This window comes from Capnocytophaga sp. oral taxon 326 str. F0382 (assembly GCF_000318295.1).
Taxonomy (GTDB): Bacteria; Bacteroidota; Bacteroidia; order Flavobacteriales; family Flavobacteriaceae; genus Capnocytophaga; species Capnocytophaga periodontitidis.
Genome location: NZ_KB291418.1, coordinates 30,285 through 46,398 on the forward strand (window position 1 = coordinate 30,285; position 16,114 = coordinate 46,398).

Below are 16,114 nucleotides of genomic sequence, written 5' to 3' on the forward strand. Positions count from 1 at the left end.
GAAATATTTTTAATATTAAAAATAAAAACAAAAAAATATGAAAGTTCTTTGCTTTCTAAATGAAAAGTTGTACATTTGTAGCGAAAAAATAATTGTATAAAAACAACTATGGAAAAAACAGTCAAACGATTCTTAGACGTTATCCTCGATCAAGCTACTCCTCTTATCGCAAGTCTTAACAAAGGGGTGTCCGAGTCACAAATAACTGAATTTGAAGCTGAAATGGGCATTGCCCTCCCTGCAGAGGTAAAACAATTATACCAAACTTTCAACGGACAAAAAGAAGGTGAAAACGATGTCTTCTTCCTTGATGGTTTGCGCTTTATACCCTTAGAAGAAATCAAACGCACGCAACAACATTGGTTAGAACAATTGCAAAGCGTTCCTAATTGGCAATCTCTTCACTTCGATAAAGAAGAAGCCATTGATATGTGTTGGGATGAAGTGTTAAAAAACCAATTTTATAACCCTAAATGGATTCCATTCCTCTCCAATGGAGCACGCTTTATGTTCATCGACCTTGACCCCGATAAAGAAGGTGTTGTTGGACAAATAGGCGAAATAGACTTAGTGCTCGATTCTATCGAAGATTCATTTATGGATTTACACTACGACTCTATGGAAGATTGGCTCGAATTTCTTACTGACGATATTGAAAAAGGAATCGTGTATTACGATAACGAAATGCACTCGCTCATCGATGCTATTGATTATAACGAAGAAGATGATTTGCCTAATATTTTCGCCCCTACTCCCGATTATGTCTCAGAAGGAGGCTCTAACGTTTATAACTATTCCGAAAAAGACAGAAGCAATTTTGTATTGCCTGACCGCACTTGTGTGTATATGGACGAAATTTGTGACCATTTTGAAAAATATATCGGCAAAATAGACAGCGTATTCCACGAAATTCTCTCAGAATATGTGCATATAGATGTACATTGGATCAAACCTACCCCCGAAACGCCTTATAATGTGCTCTTCACTACCGGTATGAGTGATTATCCTATGTACTTGCCCGAAGGCTTGGAAAATCCGAACGACTACAGCCACGCTGAGCTAATGGTCTACCTTCCTGCCGATTGGCCTATCAGCGATGAAGCTTTTAAAGACGATGATAACTATTGGCCTGTGTACTTCCTCAAGATGATAGCGCGTTTCCCGCATCAGTACAAAACGTGGATGGCTGAAGGACACACTATCCCCAACGGCCCCGATGCTGAACCTATTGCCAATACCGATTTCGGTTGTATCCTGCTGATGCCCCCTTACTTATCGGCACCACAAGACTTCTTAAAGTTACACACTAAAGATGGTACGATTATCAATTTCTATTGTATTTTGCCTATTTATCCAGAAGAAATGGATTTAAAATTAGAAGAAGGGGTTGACGAGCTACTCAACCTTTTCGACGAAAACGGAATCTCTGAAGTAATAGATGTTCACCGCAAAAATGTAGCGTTATAAACATAAAAAAACAGATGAAATCTTTTGAGGCTTCATCTGTTTTTCTTTAATATCTCTGCCAGCATTTTCTTAGCTCTTAGCAGAGTAATCTTCACACTGCTCATCGGTGATTGCATCTCTTCGGCAATCTCTTTATAGCTTTTTTCGTGCAAATAGCGCAGTTGTATTGCCGTTCGGTAAGGTTCTTTTAGTTGTTTTATACTCTTTAACAAGTAGTCGAACTGCTGTTCCATAATGAGGCTATCCTCTATGATGGGGGTCTCATCTATCAGCGTTTTAGATTGCTTTTCCTCTCGATCTAAGTGCAATAGCGACTCATTTTGCTTCCTCAGGTTATCTATGTGAATATTTTTAGAAATAGCAATTAACCAAGTGCGGAAAGAGTATTGCTCGTCGTAAGTATGGAGTTTGTCGAATGCTTTAGCAAATGTTTGTATGCTAATATCCTCTGCTTCAACTTCATCATTCACACGCTTGAGCTGAAAGTTGTACACATCAGTCCAAAACTCGTCTAACAACCAACTAAAAGCTCGTTGTTTACCTGCTTTTGCAGCGACTATATTTTCAGCAAGTGCTTCTGCCATTATTTATTTCTGCACTCTTGTTCGTCGGGTAAGCGACCGCAGAAACTGCAAGGTTCCCCTTCAGGGTTTAAATGTGGATTTTGGCTCGCACAAGTACCAGCAAATTTACCGCCTTTTTTACCCCAAATCTTAATTGCCATACCTGCTACACATAGCAGTAATATACCAATAGTTAATAATATTAATTTCATTTTTCAGTTATTTAAGATTAAAAAGAGATTCCACGGCGGGAACTCTCTCACACGTAAAACCTTCCGCAAAATCTGTACCAATTAGCCTACCCAAATCGCGTGCTCTGTAAGTAACGCTATCTAAAAAGTTCTTGTCAGAAATTGGAGTTGTGGGCTCATTGCTATTACTGTCGTAAAACTGAGAGCTGTAAGCCAACACAGCATTCACTTTGGCTTCCATAAATCCTGTAATATCTACCACAAAATCAGGAACTATGTTCTTCCACTGAATATAGTGATACACCACTTTAGGTCGCCAAGCCGTTTGTGCTACGCCATCGAGAGTAGTTTCGATGCGTCGCAAACCGCTGAGAAAACAAGCATCGCTCACGAGTTTGCTACCTTTGCCGTGGTCGATATGACGGTCGTCTACAGCATTGCAAAGCACTATCTCGGGCTGATATTGACGTATTTTTTTAATAATCTCCATTTGATGAGCTTCGTTATTTATGAAAAAACCATCGCGAAACTTCAAATTCTCTCGTATGGTTACCCCTAATAGCTCTTTGGCTTTGGTTGCCTCTTGGTGGCGTATTTCAGCACTGCCACGTGTACCCAATTCGCCTTGTGTTAGGTCGATAATGCCTACACTTCTGCCTAAGCTAATCTCTTTGGCAATGGTGCCTGCTGCCCCTAATTCTACATCATCGGGGTGTGCCCCAAAAGCTAATATATCTAATTTCATCTTGTTATTTGTTAATTGTCTCTTTTATTTCTGTTGCAATATTGTCTAACATCTCATACCTATAGCGATAGAGCGACCGCTTGCTCGATTTGATTTCTTCCATTGGTTTGCGGTGCATTTCAATAGGAAGCTTGAACCACCCATCTTTATCGGGAGTGCCATCGGCTTCTTTCCACAATGTGTCATAACTAAAATTGAGTTTGTGCAACCAATCTATATGAATAAAGTGTTTCTTGTTATGTGCTTGAATTTTACTGCCTACGCCATACAAAGTGGCACAACCTAATTGCTTGCTAAGTTCCTGAATGATAAATATCATCAGGGCTTTAGGACGAAGAGCATACATTTGTTTTTGTAGTTCTTTGATAGCATTTTCAGTTTCAGTAGCTTTATTGCCCTGTACGCAACCTATACGGCATACCCATTCTTCATTTTCTTTATCAATCACAAAAGAAGCTTCACAGATAGCCTCCTGATAACTATCACAATGCAACGAGACCACTAATTCCCCCTCTTTGCGGAAACGTTCATTGTATCCGAGGTATATTTGTCCCTTTTCGCCGTTGTATTTCATTGTGAACTCAGCCAATTTGATAGGCTTTTCTTCTTGGATAACACGCGTCAAAAAAGGCTGTTGCTTGATAAAAGCATAACAACTCAGCAAGGCTTTAGTTCGTTCTTTCTTGCCCCATTTGGTAGACATATACACCCTAAAAGGCTTAAAATAAATACGAGGACGGTGTGAAAGCACCCATTTATACTCTTCTGATTGTATCAAACTGAACCATTTTTTAGCAAATGGGATGTTTAACAAAGTGTGGAAGAGTATCTTGTTCTTTTGTTTTTTGATGTATTTAGGATTTTCGTTGGCAAAACTATGTTCTGTTAAAGCCAAAGCATCGTGTAGTAGTTCTCTTGTCGTCATTAATTCTCGATTGTTAATTGTTTATAGAGGCTCGTTTTCCAGCCTTTTTTATCAATGTATTGCAATAACTGCTCGAAGCGTGCTATCATCTGCTCACCACTGTTACGCATTACATAAGCAGGAAAATTAAATTCTTTTTGGTGTAAATTTGTAAATTCCCAAGGGTGGAAGTACAAAGTAGCATAGCCAGTAGAGGCTACACATCTATTTAGTAAAAACTTATAAATCCACAAAGGAAAATTGTGAAATGATAACCAAAATAGAGGAATCCTAAACCAACTTACTGCTGTAGGGATTTGCCATAAGCCATTTTCGTTGAAAAATCGCTTTGGTACGTGTAATTTGTTGTATCTCCCTGGTAAAAATGTAGGATTTACTGATGAATTGTATTGATAACCGGCTTTTTTTACCTCCTCAGTACTTACTTCGAGCATTCTCGGCATACGCAATCCCTCAATAGTTAACCCAAATTGCTTTTCTAAAGCCTCTTTAGAGCTTTTGAGGTGTGCATTCTCAAACTCGGAATGATAATAAGTGTGTGAGGCTAATTCGTGCCCTTCGCTGAGAAGTTGCTCTATAAGGTCGGGGACTTGCTGAGCAAAGACTACTGTTGAAAAGAAAGTAGCCTTGGCGTTGTGTTTTTTGAGTAGGTTTAATATAACGGTAAGCCCCTCGCGTGAAATGGCTATTTGTCGCTCGAAAGCAATGTCGTAGCCGTATTCTTTGGGCATATCAAATTCTTCTATGTCGAAACTTAGGTAAATCATTTTTATAGTTATTAGTTTCCTCTGTAAGTAGAATAACCATACGGAGATAATGTAATCGGGATGTGATAATGTTGATTATCTTTTATCTCAAAAACTACTTCTATAAAGGGATAAAATGTTTTTTGTTTCAATTTTTCAAAATAAGGAGTGATATAAAAAGTGAGTTTATAAACCCCATTATTATTTTTATTAGATTCTTCTTTCAAAAAATCTTTAATTCTCCCATTGTTATCTGTGTATTTCTCATCTATCAACACCCAGTTTTGATTTTTATCTTGCTTAGATAGAGCTATCTTTACATTTGGAGCAGGTTTACCTTGTGAAATATCTAAAATATGACTTGATAATTGATATTTCTCTTGTGCTTGGATAAATGCGCTAAAAAGTATTAGCAATATTAGAATCGGATTTCTCATTTTATGTGTTTTTATTTACAATTTTTCTTCTTGAATAATATAACAAGGTCGGTCTTTAGTTTGTTTAAAGATTTTTCCTATGTAAATACCTATGATACCTAAAATGATGAGTTGTAACCCACCAAAGAAAACAATCGTCATAATCAGTGAAGCCCAGCCCGATATTTCAGTACCACTCGCAAAGGCATATATCACGTAAGGAATATACAATAGTGATAGGGCAGAGAATGCAAAGCCTAAAAATACAGCGAAATATAAGGGTTTGATGCTGAAAGCAGTAACGCCTGTAATTGCTAATTGTAGCATCTTCTTAACCGTGTATTTACTTTCACCTGCAAAACGAGAAGCCGCAGTATAAGGGATGTAAGTTTGGCAGAATCCTACCCAAGGTACGATGCCTCGCAAGAAAGGTTCGTTCTCTTTCATAGAGCGAATAACCTCTACTACCGATTGGTCTAAGAGTCTAAAATCAGCTGAACCTTCTTTGATTTCTATATCCGAAAGCAGATTGAGAAGTTTGTAAAACTGTTGAGAGCTTTTTTGTTTCTTTTTAGGGGTATCAGCGGGATAGGTGCGCAAAGTTGCCACTACTTGATAGCCTTCTTCCCATTTGGCAATGAGTTCGGGTAAAAGGGCAGGAGGGTGTTGCAAATCGCAATCCATAGAGATAACAGCATCAGCAAACGAGTGGTCTAATCCTGCTTTTACTGCTAATTGGTGACCAAAGTTACGCGAAAACGATAGATATTTCACGCGCACATCACTTTCAACTAAAGATTTGAGCACCTCAAGAGAATTATCGCTGCTACCGTCGTTTACAAAAAGTAAAGTATAGCTATAATCAGGGAGTTTTTCAGCAAAAACACTCTGTATAGCTTCATATAGTGGACGTATATTTTCACTTTCGTTATAACACGGTACTATTATTTCTATTGTTTTCATCTTTCTTATCTCTTACCTGAATAAATAACATTTCATACACTATTGCAAGCCAAACCAAGGTTACGGGTACAGCTCTTAGTGAATATCGGATAATGTAAGGTTCTTTCAGCGGTTTGAATAAATCAGTAGGTGATAACGAGCCTAACATAGCCAATACCAATAGAGTGATTTTGAGTTTAGGATGAAGCTCGCTTACCATAAACCATATCCCAATTCCCACATAAGCTACTACATAAGTGCTATTTTCAGTACCTGTACTAAACAAACAGAGGAAAATACTCACTGAAGCTAATAAAAGCAATCTAAAATTGAGATTTTTATACTGCCGAATGCGTAAATAAGGTAGCGCAAATAGCCCTAACCCGATGAGAATGACTATACTGTTGTTGTTATAAATGCCTGTGCGTTGTAAAAAACCTAAAAGTGATAGGTTTTGCAGGTTGTAAATGGTGGTATTTAGGTTGGATACATTCTTTTCAGCCAAAGAAGCATACCAATCAAAATACTGTGAAACTACATAATCGGGTGAAGAGTAGAGCATTGGCAAACAAAATAAAGCGATGAGCCAAAATAACCCTGACCAAATAAATCGCCATTTGTCCTTAGCAAAGAAGAAAAATGCTAAGCCTACAATGCCGTAGAGTTTAGTGAGTGTGCCTATTACAATGAACAAGGTTGCCCAATGACTCTGCCTGCGTTCTATAAACACAAAAGCACCTACTAATAGTGCTATCACACTGATATTGAACTGCTGCATAGCTGCTGCGGTATACATATCGTGAGCAGCAATGAGCAGTACCGCTATAATTGCCTTTTTAGAGAGAGGCAATTGCCTAATTGCCCAATATAAGAAAGCTGCATTTGCCATTATCCACAAAGTACAACCTATCCACTTGGGTAACAAGGCAAAAGGAGTGATAACCGCACTGAATAAGATACCGTAATGGTTTGTATCAAAATACTCGTCAGGATAGGGGAGGTATAAGGGCAATTGCTTGAAGGTATGCCAAAATACCCCGTCAAAAATTAGGTAGTTGTTGAACTTGCCTGCTATCCATACGTTCTGCACTACAGTCGCCAGCGCAAGGGCAAACCATAGTATTGTGATAAAGCGGTAATTTGCAAATAGTCTTTTCAGCATTGTTATCAGTGTTATTTTTCAATCCATTGTTTCACTTCATCGCTAGAAGGTAAGGTTTTAGGGTCGATTATCTTTTCTAATTTACCGTCTCGCCCGATGAGGTATTTTTGAAAATTCCATTTTACTTTAGAATCTTCTACACCGTTTTTCGATTTCTGGGTAAGAAACTGATATAGAGGGTGCATATTCTTTCCTTTTACCGATATTTTGCTCATCATCGGGAATGTTACTCCATAGTTAATACTGCAAAATGAAGCAATTTGTTCGTTACTACCAGGCTCTTGTCCTAAGAAATTATTAGCGGGGAATCCTATAATGATAAAATCTTTGTCCTTATACTGCTGATAAAGTGCTTCGAGTTCTTTGTATTGGGGGGTGAGACCGCATTTTGAGGCAGTATTAACAATCATTACTTTCTTGCCTTTGAGGTCGGCAAGAGCAAAGGGTTTACCGTTGATATCTTCTACAGTAAACTGATAAATAGTTTGATTATCAGTGCTGTTTTGTGCTTGTAGGTTTTCCATAGTGAAGGATAATAAAGTGATAATAAAAATGAAGTGTTTCATAGAAAAGTTAAAATTTGTGGCAAAGTTACGCAAAAGGTTTGATTTATTAAAGAAAAACTTTATTTTTGCCAAAAAATTAATGACTATGTTTTCAGAAAAAGCCTTTAAAATATTTGAAGAAAGTATCGCGCAATACCACATTGCGGACGATGTATATCAGCCTTTTGTAAACCCTTATCCATCAACCGACCTGCTTAATCACTTGCTTTATCGCAAGAACTGGATTGACACCGTGCAATGGCATTATGAGGATATTATTCGCGACCCACATATCGACCCAGTGGCTGCCCTTGACCTCAAGCGCAAAATCGACGCTTCTAACCAAGATCGCACCGATATGGTAGAGTATATAGATAGTTATTTTTTAGACTTGTATAAGGAGGTGAAACCGCTTCCTGAAGCTACTATCAACACCGAGAGCCCTGCGTGGGCAGTGGATAGGCTTTCAATTTTAGCACTGAAAATTTATCATATGCAGGAAGAAGTAAACCGCCCCGATGCCACTCCTGAGCATCGCGCTAAATGCCAAGAAAAACTGAATGTTCTCCTCGAACAGAAAAAAGACCTCTCTACCGCTCTCAACCAACTTTTAGACGATATTGCTGCAGGTCGCAAATATATGAAGGTCTATAAACAAATGAAAATGTACAATGATGATGAGTTGAACCCAGTACTGAGAGGAAGTAAATAAGAGATAATAAAAACTGCCCCAAACAAATTGAGGCAGTTTTTTATTTGTTAATTTTCAAATTTGCTAATTAACGAATACTTGCTTTGAGGTATTCTCTATTAAGGCGTGCGATATTTTCAAGTGAAATACCTTTAGGGCATTCTACTTCGCAGGCACCAGTGTTGGTACAGTTACCAAAACCTTCGTGTTCCATTTGGTTCACCATATTGAGTACGCGCTCAGTAGCCTCTACACGACCTTGAGGAAGGAGGGCAAATTGCGATACTTTGGCAGCCACAAACAGCATAGCTGAAGAGTTTTTACAAGTAGCCACACAAGCTCCACAACCTATACAAGCTGCAGCGTCCATAGAACGGTCGGCATCGCGTTTAGGGATAGGAATAGCGTTGGCATCTTGCGTATTACCAGAAGTGTTCACAGAGATATATCCCCCTGCTTGTTGAATGCGTTCAAAAGCAGTTCTATCTACCATCAAGTCTTTGATAACAGGGAAAGCAGTAGCGCGCCAAGGTTCAATAGTGATGGTATCACCATCTTTGAACATACGCATATGCAACTGACAAGTAGTTACCCCACGGTCGGGTCCGTGAGCTTCCCCATTGATGAAGAGAGAGCACATACCGCAAATACCTTCACGGCAATCGTGGTCGAATGCTACAGGTTCTTCTCCTTTTTCAATGAGTTGTTCGTTGAGTACATCCAACATTTCCAAAAAAGACATATGGTCTGAAATGTTGGTTACTTTATAATCTACCATACGACCTTTCTCTTGCGAGTTTTTTTGTCGCCACACTTTGAGTGTTAGGTTCATCGTTGCCATATCTTTCTATTTATAACTACGTTGTTTAAGTTCAATATCTTTAAATACGAGAGGTTCTTTATGCATTACCTCTTCACTAGGGTTGTAGGTATTCACTACTTCTTTAGGATTACCAGTGTATTGCCAAGCGGCTACATAAGCATAGTTTTTGTCGTCGCGGAGGGCTTCACCATCAGGAGTTTGATACTCTTCGCGGAAGTGACCACCACAAGACTCATTACGCTCTAAAGCGTCTTTAGCAAATAACTCACCAAGTTCAAGGAAGTCGGCTACACGCCCCGCTTTTTCAAGCTCTACGTTCATACCAGTGAGTTCACCAGGTACTTTTACGTTTTTCCAGAAATCTTCGCGTATTTCGCGTATTTCTTTGATAGCTTCTTTCAAGCCTTCAGCATTACGCGCCATACCTACTTTATCCCACATCACTTTACCAAGTTTCTTGTGGAAGTAATCTACAGAGTGGGTACCCTTATTGTTGATGAAGTAAGCTAAACGCTCTTTTACGATGCGTTCTGCTTCGTCAAACTCAGGAGTATCAGTAGGGATTTTACCGGTACGGATATCAGCGGCTAAGTAATCGCCAATAGTGTAAGGTAATACAAAGTAACCATCGGCTAAACCTTGCATCAAGGCAGAAGCTCCTAAGCGGTTAGCCCCGTGGTCGGAGAAGTTTGCCTCACCGATAGCATAACAACCAGGGATAGTGGTCATCAAGTTGTAATCTACCCAAATACCACCCATAGTGTAGTGAGTAGCAGGATAAATCATCATAGGTGTTTTATAAGGGTTTTCGGCTACAATCTTTTCGTACATTTGGAAAAGGTTGCCGTATTTAGCTTCTACGATTTTTTCACCACGTTTTGTAACTTCTTCTTTAGTAGGTTCTACACCGTGGATTTTACATTGTTCTTTACCGTAACGTTCGATAGCAGAAGAGAAATCCAAATAAACAGCTTCACCTGTTTCGTTTACACCATAGCCTGCATCGCAACGCTCTTTAGCAGCACGTGAAGCTACGTCACGAGGCACAAGGTTACCGAAGGCAGGATAACGGCGTTCCAAGTAGTAATCGCGGTCTTCTTCGGGAATTTCAGTAGGTTTTTTGCGTTTTTCGCGTATCGCTACTGCATCTTCCATTTTCTTAGGCACCCAAATACGTCCGTCGTTACGCAAAGATTCAGACATCAAAGTCAATTTAGACTGATAGTCGCCTGAACGAGGGATACAAGTAGGGTGGATTTGAGTGAAACAAGGGTTAGCAAAGTAAGCACCTTTTTTGTGGATTTTCCAAGCTGCGGTAGCGTTAGAGCCCATCGCATTGGTTGAAAGGAAGTATACGTTACCATAACCACCAGAGGCGATAACTACAGCGTGAGCAGAGTGGCGTTCAATTTCACCAGTAACAAGGTTACGAGCGATGATACCACGAGCTTTGCCGTCTACTATTACCACATCGAGCATTTCGTGGCGGTTGTACATATCAATTTTACCACGAGCAATTTGGCGGTTCATCGCAGCATAGCAACCGAGCAAAAGCTGTTGTCCTGTTTGGCCTTTGGCATAGAAAGTACGAGAAACCAATACCCCCCCGAAAGAGCGGTTATCAAGTAGCCCACCATAATCACGAGCGAAAGGTACGCCTTGCGCCACACATTGGTCGATGATATTGCCAGATACTTCAGCAAGGCGATATACGTTAGCCTCACGAGCGCGGTAGTCACCCCCTTTTACAGTATCGTAGAACAGGCGATAGTTAGAGTCGCCATCGCCCATATAGTTTTTAGCGGCATTGATACCCCCTTGAGCAGCGATAGAGTGCGCGCGGCGAGGAGAATCTTGGTAAGCGAATGCTTTTACGTTGTAGCCTAATTCAGCAAGGGTAGCTGCAGCCGAACCACCAGCCAAGCCAGTACCTACCACAATCACGTCGATATTACGCTTGTTAGCAGGGTTTACGAGGTTGATATGGTCTTTATATTTCGTCCATTTGTCCGCTATAGGACCTTCAGGAATTTTAGAATCTAATGTACTCATAAGATTAAGCTTTTATTAAAAATTTAATGTAATGGAAGAGGGCTATAAAAATAAAGCCTCCGCAGATAATGTAAGAATACCAATTACCTACACTGCTGATGAGCTTTTTGCGAGCATCGTCTTTCCAGCCCATAGATTGGAAAGCAGATTGGAATCCGTGCAACAAGTGCAAGCAAAGGAAAACAAAGCATAATACATAGAATCCCACACGTAGAGGGTCGTGGAATTTCTCTACCAATTCATCGTAGTAGCGGGTAGGGTCTGGAGCTAATTGCTCAATGTACTTGTAGTTCATTTCGCTTACCCAGAAATCGTAGAGGTGTAACCCTAAGAAGAGTAGAATCATCACCCCAGTAATAATCATATTACGAGACATCCAAGTGGAGTTAGCTCCCCCATTATAGCTGTAATATGCCTCACTACCACGAGCTTTTTTGTTTTGGATTTCCAAGACAAATCCCATAATGAAGTGGAACAACACCCCAGCGAGCAATACAGGTTGCATAGCAAACTGAATTAGCGGGTTAGTACCCATAAAGTGGGATAACTCGTTGAAAGTACTCTCACTAATCACTGAAGTAAGGTTTACCGCCAAGTGAATGATTAGAAAGAGAATGAGAAAGAGTGCCGAGAGAGCCATCGCCACCTTTCTTGCAACAGATGTTTTAAATAATCCTGCCATTCGTTTTATAGTTTTTTTATATATTTACGTTAAATAATTTCGCTACAAAAGTAAGGTTTTTTAATTATGTATACAACAAAAAATATACAAAAAACATTAATTTATATTCGATTTAAAAAAGAAGAAGAAAGTTATTTGCTGAAAGTAAGGTATTAACAAATTTTAGAAGTTAAAAATTAGAAGCTAATTGCTAAATTGCTGAATTGTCAAATTGACTAATTGTTTGATCTCTTTTTCGGTATTAAAACTGTGTAAACACACCCTTAAACGCTCTTGTCCTGCAGGTACCGTAGGGGCTAAAATAGGCAATACCCCTATGCCTTGGGTTTGCAAACGCTCGGCAAGAGATTTCACGCGATCGTTGCCACTTACTACCATTGCTTGGATAGCTGAATCGGAAGGAATAAATCCTTCAATGCCGTATTGGTTTATCAACGATTTGAAATATTCTATATTGTGGTGAAGTACGTTCATTGCCTCCGTTTGTTGCAATTGTTCGTAACCTGCGCGAATAGTCGCCACACTATGCGGACTCATAGCTGTTGTATAAATAAATGAGCGTGAGAAGTTTACCAAATATTGTATCACCTCATCATTAGCAACCACTGCTGCTCCGTGAGCCCCTAAGCCTTTGCCAAAGGTGACAATGCGCGCGAAGATTGCTGTTTCTAATCCTAAGGCTTGTACTAACCCACAGCCGTGTTTGCCAAAAACACCTATAGCGTGTGCCTCATCCACTGCTATATAAGCGCCATATTGTTGTGCTAAAGCTACCAAATGCACTAAATCTGGGCTGTCGCCATCCATTGAAAAAACGCTTTCAGTAGCGATGAGCACTGTTTTATCACCCGTAGCAAACTTTTTAAGCAGTTTCTCCAAATCGTCTAAATCGTTGTGTTTGAACTTGTACGAATGTGCTAAACTGAGTGAAATACCATCGCGTATAGAAGCGTGACTATAACTATCATATAAAATTACATCGCCACGACCTACGATGCAAGAGAAAAAACCTACATTGGCATCATAGCCCGAATTGTACAAAAGAGCCCCTTCAGCGTTATGAAAATCAGCGATATAACGTTCAGTTTCTGTGAATAAATGAGAGTTCCCCGATAGCAATCGCGATCCTGTCGCCCCGTGAGGTGTTGTGTCGCTTATCAGTTGGCTAACACGTTCAGTGATAGTGGGATTTGTGCTAAAACCTATATAATCATTAGAGTAGAAATCAATAGCAAACGATCGTTCACTAAGTTTGCGCAAGGCATTGTTCTTTTGGCGTTCAGTTAATTTTTCTCGGATGTGTTTCATATTGCAAAAGTAGAAAATAATGACGAATTACGAATTACGAATGACGAAAATTTGTTACCTTTGCCACATTCTAAACTTTTTAACAACAATGAAATACCATTTTCTTTTATTATTACTTCTTTTAGTAGGTTGCCAAGAAACTACCACTCAAAATGATACTGATAATTCGATAGAAGAAAAATACGATTTTCAGCTTTCGGCTGAACAAATTGCAGTGCTCAATAAACAACTCTCAAAAGGTATATCAGGAGAAATATATGATACAGATATTGAAACTTATACCTATTCAAAATCCGATTTAGATGCAACCATTCCGTTACTGCGCGAAATTCTTGCTAAAGAAGGATATCAACGACCTTCAGAAACTGAATTTATTGCAAAAGTACAACGAATTTTTGGTCGAACTATTGACCCTTCAAAACCTACTGATTATCTCTTCTTAAACAATTGGCAACCTTGTGACCGACAAATACGTTACTACCGAAAAAATACTGATGAGGTTTACTTTTATTCTTATTATATTGTTAAAAAGGAACGATTTTTTACTGAACTCTTCGCGTTACCTGAACTTATCAATTATCAAAAACTTTGTCCTGAATGTCTTCAAAAAGAACAAAATACCCCTAAGAAAATTCAAATGGAAGGTGAACCTGTTAAGTTGTATAAATGGTGTGAAGAGAAATATTTACCTGAACAACGCCAAAACAACATTACAGAATTGGTGCATCGCAATAAATACCTTTTTAACGATAGTCGAGAGAGTTTTCGATGGCTTCAAGAACACGATGCATCGTTTTTGGAGTATTTGGTGCGTTACAATTATCTGAAAGATAAAGAACTGAACGATTTTGTGCTTCACAAAAATATCAATGAAGATCAACTGATTAAACACTTTGGAAGTCTGTTTTGGCATTTGCAATGTGACGGTAAATTGGTGTTTCACACTGAAATGATAGAGGCTGTTGAGCGTGCTTCAGAAGATGATAAAAAACTCTGTTTGAGTAAAATAGCTGATTATATTCTTATGATGCGCAAAGATAGTGGGTTAGATTTTGCATTACAAGCAGAACTACTTGGAAAATTAGCTTATTATTCCGAAAAAATTGCTGAACCTCTCAATATGAATTTTAGATATTTTGTTAAATTAGGGTTTCAAGCTGAAGGATACGAAGGTAGTGAACTCGATTACGATCGCGAATTTAAAAAACACAACTACTACAATATCTCTGATTTTAAACAAGTGTGGGAAGATACGCGTTATGGCGGTACTTGGTACCCTGGAATGCCCGAATGAAAAAACAAACTTTTCTAATTCTCTAATTTGCTAATTAACAAATTATTTATAACTTTGCCCATTGTAAAATTTTAACTTATCACTTTTAACCTTTAACTTTTATGAAAAAATTGTATTCGATGCTCCTCGGCATCTTTCTATCAGCAGGTTTTACCGCTTGCAATCAATCTCAAACCAACTCTAAATCTGAAACTTCTAATGCACCTATCAAGTTAGAAACACCTCAGCGCGCTCAAGGTCAAACTGATGTGTTGAACCTCACGACCAATAAGTTAGATACAGTACGTGTGGGGATTATCGGTCTGGGAATGCGCGGTTATAGTGCCGTGGAACGTTATATGCACATTGAGGGGGCTAAAATCACCGCCCTTTGTGATATCCGTCCTGAGATGGTAGAAAAAGCCCAGCAAGTAATTGAAAAAGCAGGTCGCCCACGTGTGCCGCAATATACTGGCAGTGAAGATGCTTGGAAAGCCCTTTGTGAACGTCCTGATATTGATCTTGTTTATATAGTAACCGACTGGAAGCACCACACCCCAATGGCACTCTACGCAATGCAACACGGCAAACACGTGGCTATAGAAGTGCCCGCAGCGCTTGATATGGATGAGATTTGGGCACTTATTGATACAAGTGAAAAAACACGCCGCCACTGTATGATGCTCGAAAATTGTGTGTACGATTACTTTGAGATTACAACTCTTAATATGGTACAACAAGGACTCTTAGGTAAGGTGATTCACGGTGAAGGCTCTTATATCCACAATCTCGATGAGTTTTGGACAGAATATTGGAATAATTGGCGTCTTGATTATAACCATAAACACCGTGGTGATGTATACCCTACACACGGTATAGGTCCTGTTTGTCAGGCATTAAATATCCACCGCGGCGACAAGATGAACTACTTGGTTTCGATAGATACTAAACCTTTTAGAGGTAAGGAAGTATACCAAAAAGTAACAGGTAAAGACGGTGCTGATTTCCAAAATGGCGACCTTACCATTACAATGATTAAAACCGAACAAGGCAAAACTATTCAAATTCAGCACGATGTAGTAACACCACGTCCGTATTCACGTATGTATCAACTCACTGGTACTAAAGGTTTTGCTAATAAATACCCTATGGAAGGCTATTTGTTACAGCCCGAAAGTGTGGCAAAAGCCGAAGTGCCTAATCACGAAAATCTATCGGCTCACAATTTTATGCCTGAGGATGCTAAAAAAGCACTGATGGAAAAATACAAACCACGCATATTGAAAGATTTGGAAGAACAAGCTAAAAAAGTAGGTGGTCACGGCGGTATGGATTTCATTATGGATTACCGTCTTATCTACTGTTTGCGCAATGGGTTGCCTTTAGATATGGACGTGTACGATTTAGCCGAATGGTGCTGCTTAGCACCTCTTTCCAAACTGTCACTTGAAAACGGTAGTGCTCCAGTAGAAATCCCTGATTTTACTCGTGGTGCTTGGAATAAACAAAAAGGCTATAAACACGCGTTTGTTAATTAGTATCCCCTCCCCTTTCCCTCCCCCAAGGGGAGGGGGTAGGATAAT

General features: G+C 39.3%; 17 protein-coding genes. 4 read left to right on the plus strand and 13 right to left on the minus strand.

Features of this window, described 5'->3' with window-relative positions; genetic code table 11:
• Nucleotides 1–108 precede the first annotated feature (108 nt).
• Entirely contained in the window at nucleotides 109–1,467 is a 1,359-nt protein-coding gene (locus tag HMPREF9073_RS08830) for a suppressor of fused domain protein (RefSeq protein ID WP_009750968.1), read from the plus strand.
• A gap of 32 nt (nucleotides 1,468–1,499) precedes the next feature.
• Here the strand turns inward: HMPREF9073_RS08830 and HMPREF9073_RS08835 are convergent, their stop codons facing one another.
• The 9 genes from HMPREF9073_RS08835 to HMPREF9073_RS08875 are packed head-to-tail and all read right to left on the minus strand — an operon-like array spanning nucleotide 1,500 to nucleotide 7,723.
• Entirely contained in the window at nucleotides 1,500–2,051 is a 552-nt protein-coding gene (locus tag HMPREF9073_RS08835; protein ID WP_009750969.1) for an RNA polymerase sigma factor, read from the minus strand.
• Complete coding sequence (locus tag HMPREF9073_RS08840; RefSeq protein ID WP_002673203.1) at nucleotides 2,051–2,242, minus strand: hypothetical protein; 192 nt, start codon at nucleotides 2,240–2,242, stop codon at nucleotides 2,051–2,053. The genes HMPREF9073_RS08835 and HMPREF9073_RS08840 overlap by 1 nt, the downstream gene beginning before the upstream one ends.
• 7 nt (nucleotides 2,243–2,249) lie before the next feature.
• A complete protein-coding gene (gene bshB1 / locus HMPREF9073_RS08845; protein ID WP_009750970.1) occupies nucleotides 2,250–2,966 on the minus strand; it encodes a bacillithiol biosynthesis deacetylase BshB1 in 717 nt (238 codons plus the stop codon).
• A 4-nt stretch (nucleotides 2,967–2,970) separates the two neighbouring features.
• Complete coding sequence (locus HMPREF9073_RS08850) at nucleotides 2,971–3,891, minus strand: DUF535 family protein (RefSeq protein ID WP_009750971.1); 921 nt, start codon at nucleotides 3,889–3,891, stop codon at nucleotides 2,971–2,973.
• A complete protein-coding gene (locus tag HMPREF9073_RS08855; RefSeq protein ID WP_009750972.1) occupies nucleotides 3,891–4,658 on the minus strand; it encodes a polysaccharide deacetylase family protein in 768 nt (255 codons plus the stop codon). Before HMPREF9073_RS08855 ends, HMPREF9073_RS08850 begins: the two co-directional genes overlap by 1 nt.
• A gap of 11 nt (nucleotides 4,659–4,669) precedes the next feature.
• A complete protein-coding gene (gene uraH / locus HMPREF9073_RS08860; protein ID WP_009418816.1) occupies nucleotides 4,670–5,074 on the minus strand; it encodes a hydroxyisourate hydrolase in 405 nt (134 codons plus the stop codon).
• Between the two features lie 15 nt (nucleotides 5,075–5,089).
• Entirely contained in the window at nucleotides 5,090–6,016 is a 927-nt protein-coding gene (locus HMPREF9073_RS08865) for a glycosyltransferase family 2 protein (RefSeq protein ID WP_009750973.1), read from the minus strand.
• A complete protein-coding gene (locus HMPREF9073_RS08870) occupies nucleotides 5,982–7,157 on the minus strand; it encodes a glycosyltransferase family 87 protein (RefSeq protein WP_009750974.1) in 1,176 nt (391 codons plus the stop codon). Before HMPREF9073_RS08870 ends, HMPREF9073_RS08865 begins: the two co-directional genes overlap by 35 nt.
• Nucleotides 7,158–7,168: 11 nt before the next feature.
• Nucleotides 7,169–7,723 carry a glutathione peroxidase gene (locus tag HMPREF9073_RS08875; protein ID WP_034555708.1) on the minus strand — a complete coding sequence of 185 codons (555 nt, stop codon included), beginning with the start codon at nucleotides 7,721–7,723 and terminating at the stop codon, nucleotides 7,169–7,171.
• Nucleotides 7,724–7,808: 85 nt separating this feature from the next.
• Between HMPREF9073_RS08875 and HMPREF9073_RS08880 the strand changes: the two genes are divergently transcribed.
• Nucleotides 7,809–8,414 carry a DUF4254 domain-containing protein gene (locus HMPREF9073_RS08880; protein ID WP_034555711.1) on the plus strand — a complete coding sequence of 202 codons (606 nt, stop codon included), beginning with the start codon at nucleotides 7,809–7,811 and terminating at the stop codon, nucleotides 8,412–8,414.
• Nucleotides 8,415–8,481: 67 nt separating this feature from the next.
• On the opposite strand, the gene HMPREF9073_RS08885 is transcribed toward HMPREF9073_RS08880, so the two are convergent.
• The 4 genes from HMPREF9073_RS08885 to HMPREF9073_RS08900 form a co-directional block, all read right to left on the minus strand.
• Nucleotides 8,482–9,234 (minus strand): succinate dehydrogenase/fumarate reductase iron-sulfur subunit, encoded by a 753-nt coding sequence (locus HMPREF9073_RS08885; protein ID WP_002673219.1) that lies wholly within the window; start codon nucleotides 9,232–9,234, stop codon nucleotides 8,482–8,484.
• Between the two features lie 6 nt (nucleotides 9,235–9,240).
• On the minus strand, nucleotides 9,241–11,268 hold the full coding sequence (locus tag HMPREF9073_RS08890) for a fumarate reductase/succinate dehydrogenase flavoprotein subunit (RefSeq protein ID WP_009750977.1): 2,028 nt from the start codon (nucleotides 11,266–11,268) through the stop codon (nucleotides 9,241–9,243).
• Nucleotides 11,269–11,272: 4 nt separating this feature from the next.
• Nucleotides 11,273–11,950: a succinate dehydrogenase cytochrome b subunit gene (locus HMPREF9073_RS08895; protein WP_009750978.1), complete on the minus strand. Its 678-nt coding sequence runs from the start codon at nucleotides 11,948–11,950 to the stop codon at nucleotides 11,273–11,275.
• A 183-nt stretch (nucleotides 11,951–12,133) separates the two neighbouring features.
• Nucleotides 12,134–13,258, minus strand: coding sequence for an 8-amino-7-oxononanoate synthase (locus HMPREF9073_RS08900; RefSeq protein WP_009750979.1), 1,125 nt, complete (start codon nucleotides 13,256–13,258; stop codon nucleotides 12,134–12,136).
• Between the two features lie 88 nt (nucleotides 13,259–13,346).
• Here HMPREF9073_RS08900 and HMPREF9073_RS08905 point away from each other — a divergent pair, with 88 nt between their 5' ends.
• On the plus strand, nucleotides 13,347–14,552 hold the full coding sequence (locus HMPREF9073_RS08905; RefSeq protein WP_009750980.1) for a hypothetical protein: 1,206 nt from the start codon (nucleotides 13,347–13,349) through the stop codon (nucleotides 14,550–14,552).
• Between the two features lie 101 nt (nucleotides 14,553–14,653).
• Complete coding sequence (locus HMPREF9073_RS08910; RefSeq protein WP_009750981.1) at nucleotides 14,654–16,069, plus strand: Gfo/Idh/MocA family protein; 1,416 nt, start codon at nucleotides 14,654–14,656, stop codon at nucleotides 16,067–16,069.
• Nucleotides 16,070–16,114: the final 45 nt, after the last annotated feature.

Coding starts and splice junctions, on each gene's coding strand:
- HMPREF9073_RS08895 (WP_009750978.1), bottom strand. CDS start 11,950: ATGGCAGGATTATTTAAAACATCTGTTGCAAGAAAGGTGGCGATGGCT.
- HMPREF9073_RS08865 (WP_009750973.1), bottom strand. CDS start 6,016: ATGAAAACAATAGAAATAATAGTACCGTGTTATAACGAAAGTGAAAAT.
- uraH (WP_009418816.1), bottom strand. CDS start 5,074: ATGAGAAATCCGATTCTAATATTGCTAATACTTTTTAGCGCATTTATC.
- HMPREF9073_RS08840 (WP_002673203.1), bottom strand. CDS start 2,242: ATGAAATTAATATTATTAACTATTGGTATATTACTGCTATGTGTAGCA.
- HMPREF9073_RS08875 (WP_034555708.1), bottom strand. CDS start 7,723: ATGAAACACTTCATTTTTATTATCACTTTATTATCCTTCACTATGGAA.
- HMPREF9073_RS08890 (WP_009750977.1), bottom strand. CDS start 11,268: ATGAGTACATTAGATTCTAAAATTCCTGAAGGTCCTATAGCGGACAAA.
- HMPREF9073_RS08855 (WP_009750972.1), bottom strand. CDS start 4,658: ATGATTTACCTAAGTTTCGACATAGAAGAATTTGATATGCCCAAAGAA.
- HMPREF9073_RS08905 (WP_009750980.1), top strand. CDS start 13,347: ATGAAATACCATTTTCTTTTATTATTACTTCTTTTAGTAGGTTGCCAA.
- HMPREF9073_RS08880 (WP_034555711.1), top strand. CDS start 7,809: ATGTTTTCAGAAAAAGCCTTTAAAATATTTGAAGAAAGTATCGCGCAA.
- HMPREF9073_RS08910 (WP_009750981.1), top strand. CDS start 14,654: ATGAAAAAATTGTATTCGATGCTCCTCGGCATCTTTCTATCAGCAGGT.
- HMPREF9073_RS08850 (WP_009750971.1), bottom strand. CDS start 3,891: ATGACGACAAGAGAACTACTACACGATGCTTTGGCTTTAACAGAACAT.
- HMPREF9073_RS08885 (WP_002673219.1), bottom strand. CDS start 9,234: ATGGCAACGATGAACCTAACACTCAAAGTGTGGCGACAAAAAAACTCG.
- HMPREF9073_RS08900 (WP_009750979.1), bottom strand. CDS start 13,258: ATGAAACACATCCGAGAAAAATTAACTGAACGCCAAAAGAACAATGCC.
- HMPREF9073_RS08870 (WP_009750974.1), bottom strand. CDS start 7,157: ATGCTGAAAAGACTATTTGCAAATTACCGCTTTATCACAATACTATGG.
- HMPREF9073_RS08835 (WP_009750969.1), bottom strand. CDS start 2,051: ATGGCAGAAGCACTTGCTGAAAATATAGTCGCTGCAAAAGCAGGTAAA.
- HMPREF9073_RS08830 (WP_009750968.1), top strand. CDS start 109: ATGGAAAAAACAGTCAAACGATTCTTAGACGTTATCCTCGATCAAGCT.
- bshB1 (WP_009750970.1), bottom strand. CDS start 2,966: ATGAAATTAGATATATTAGCTTTTGGGGCACACCCCGATGATGTAGAA.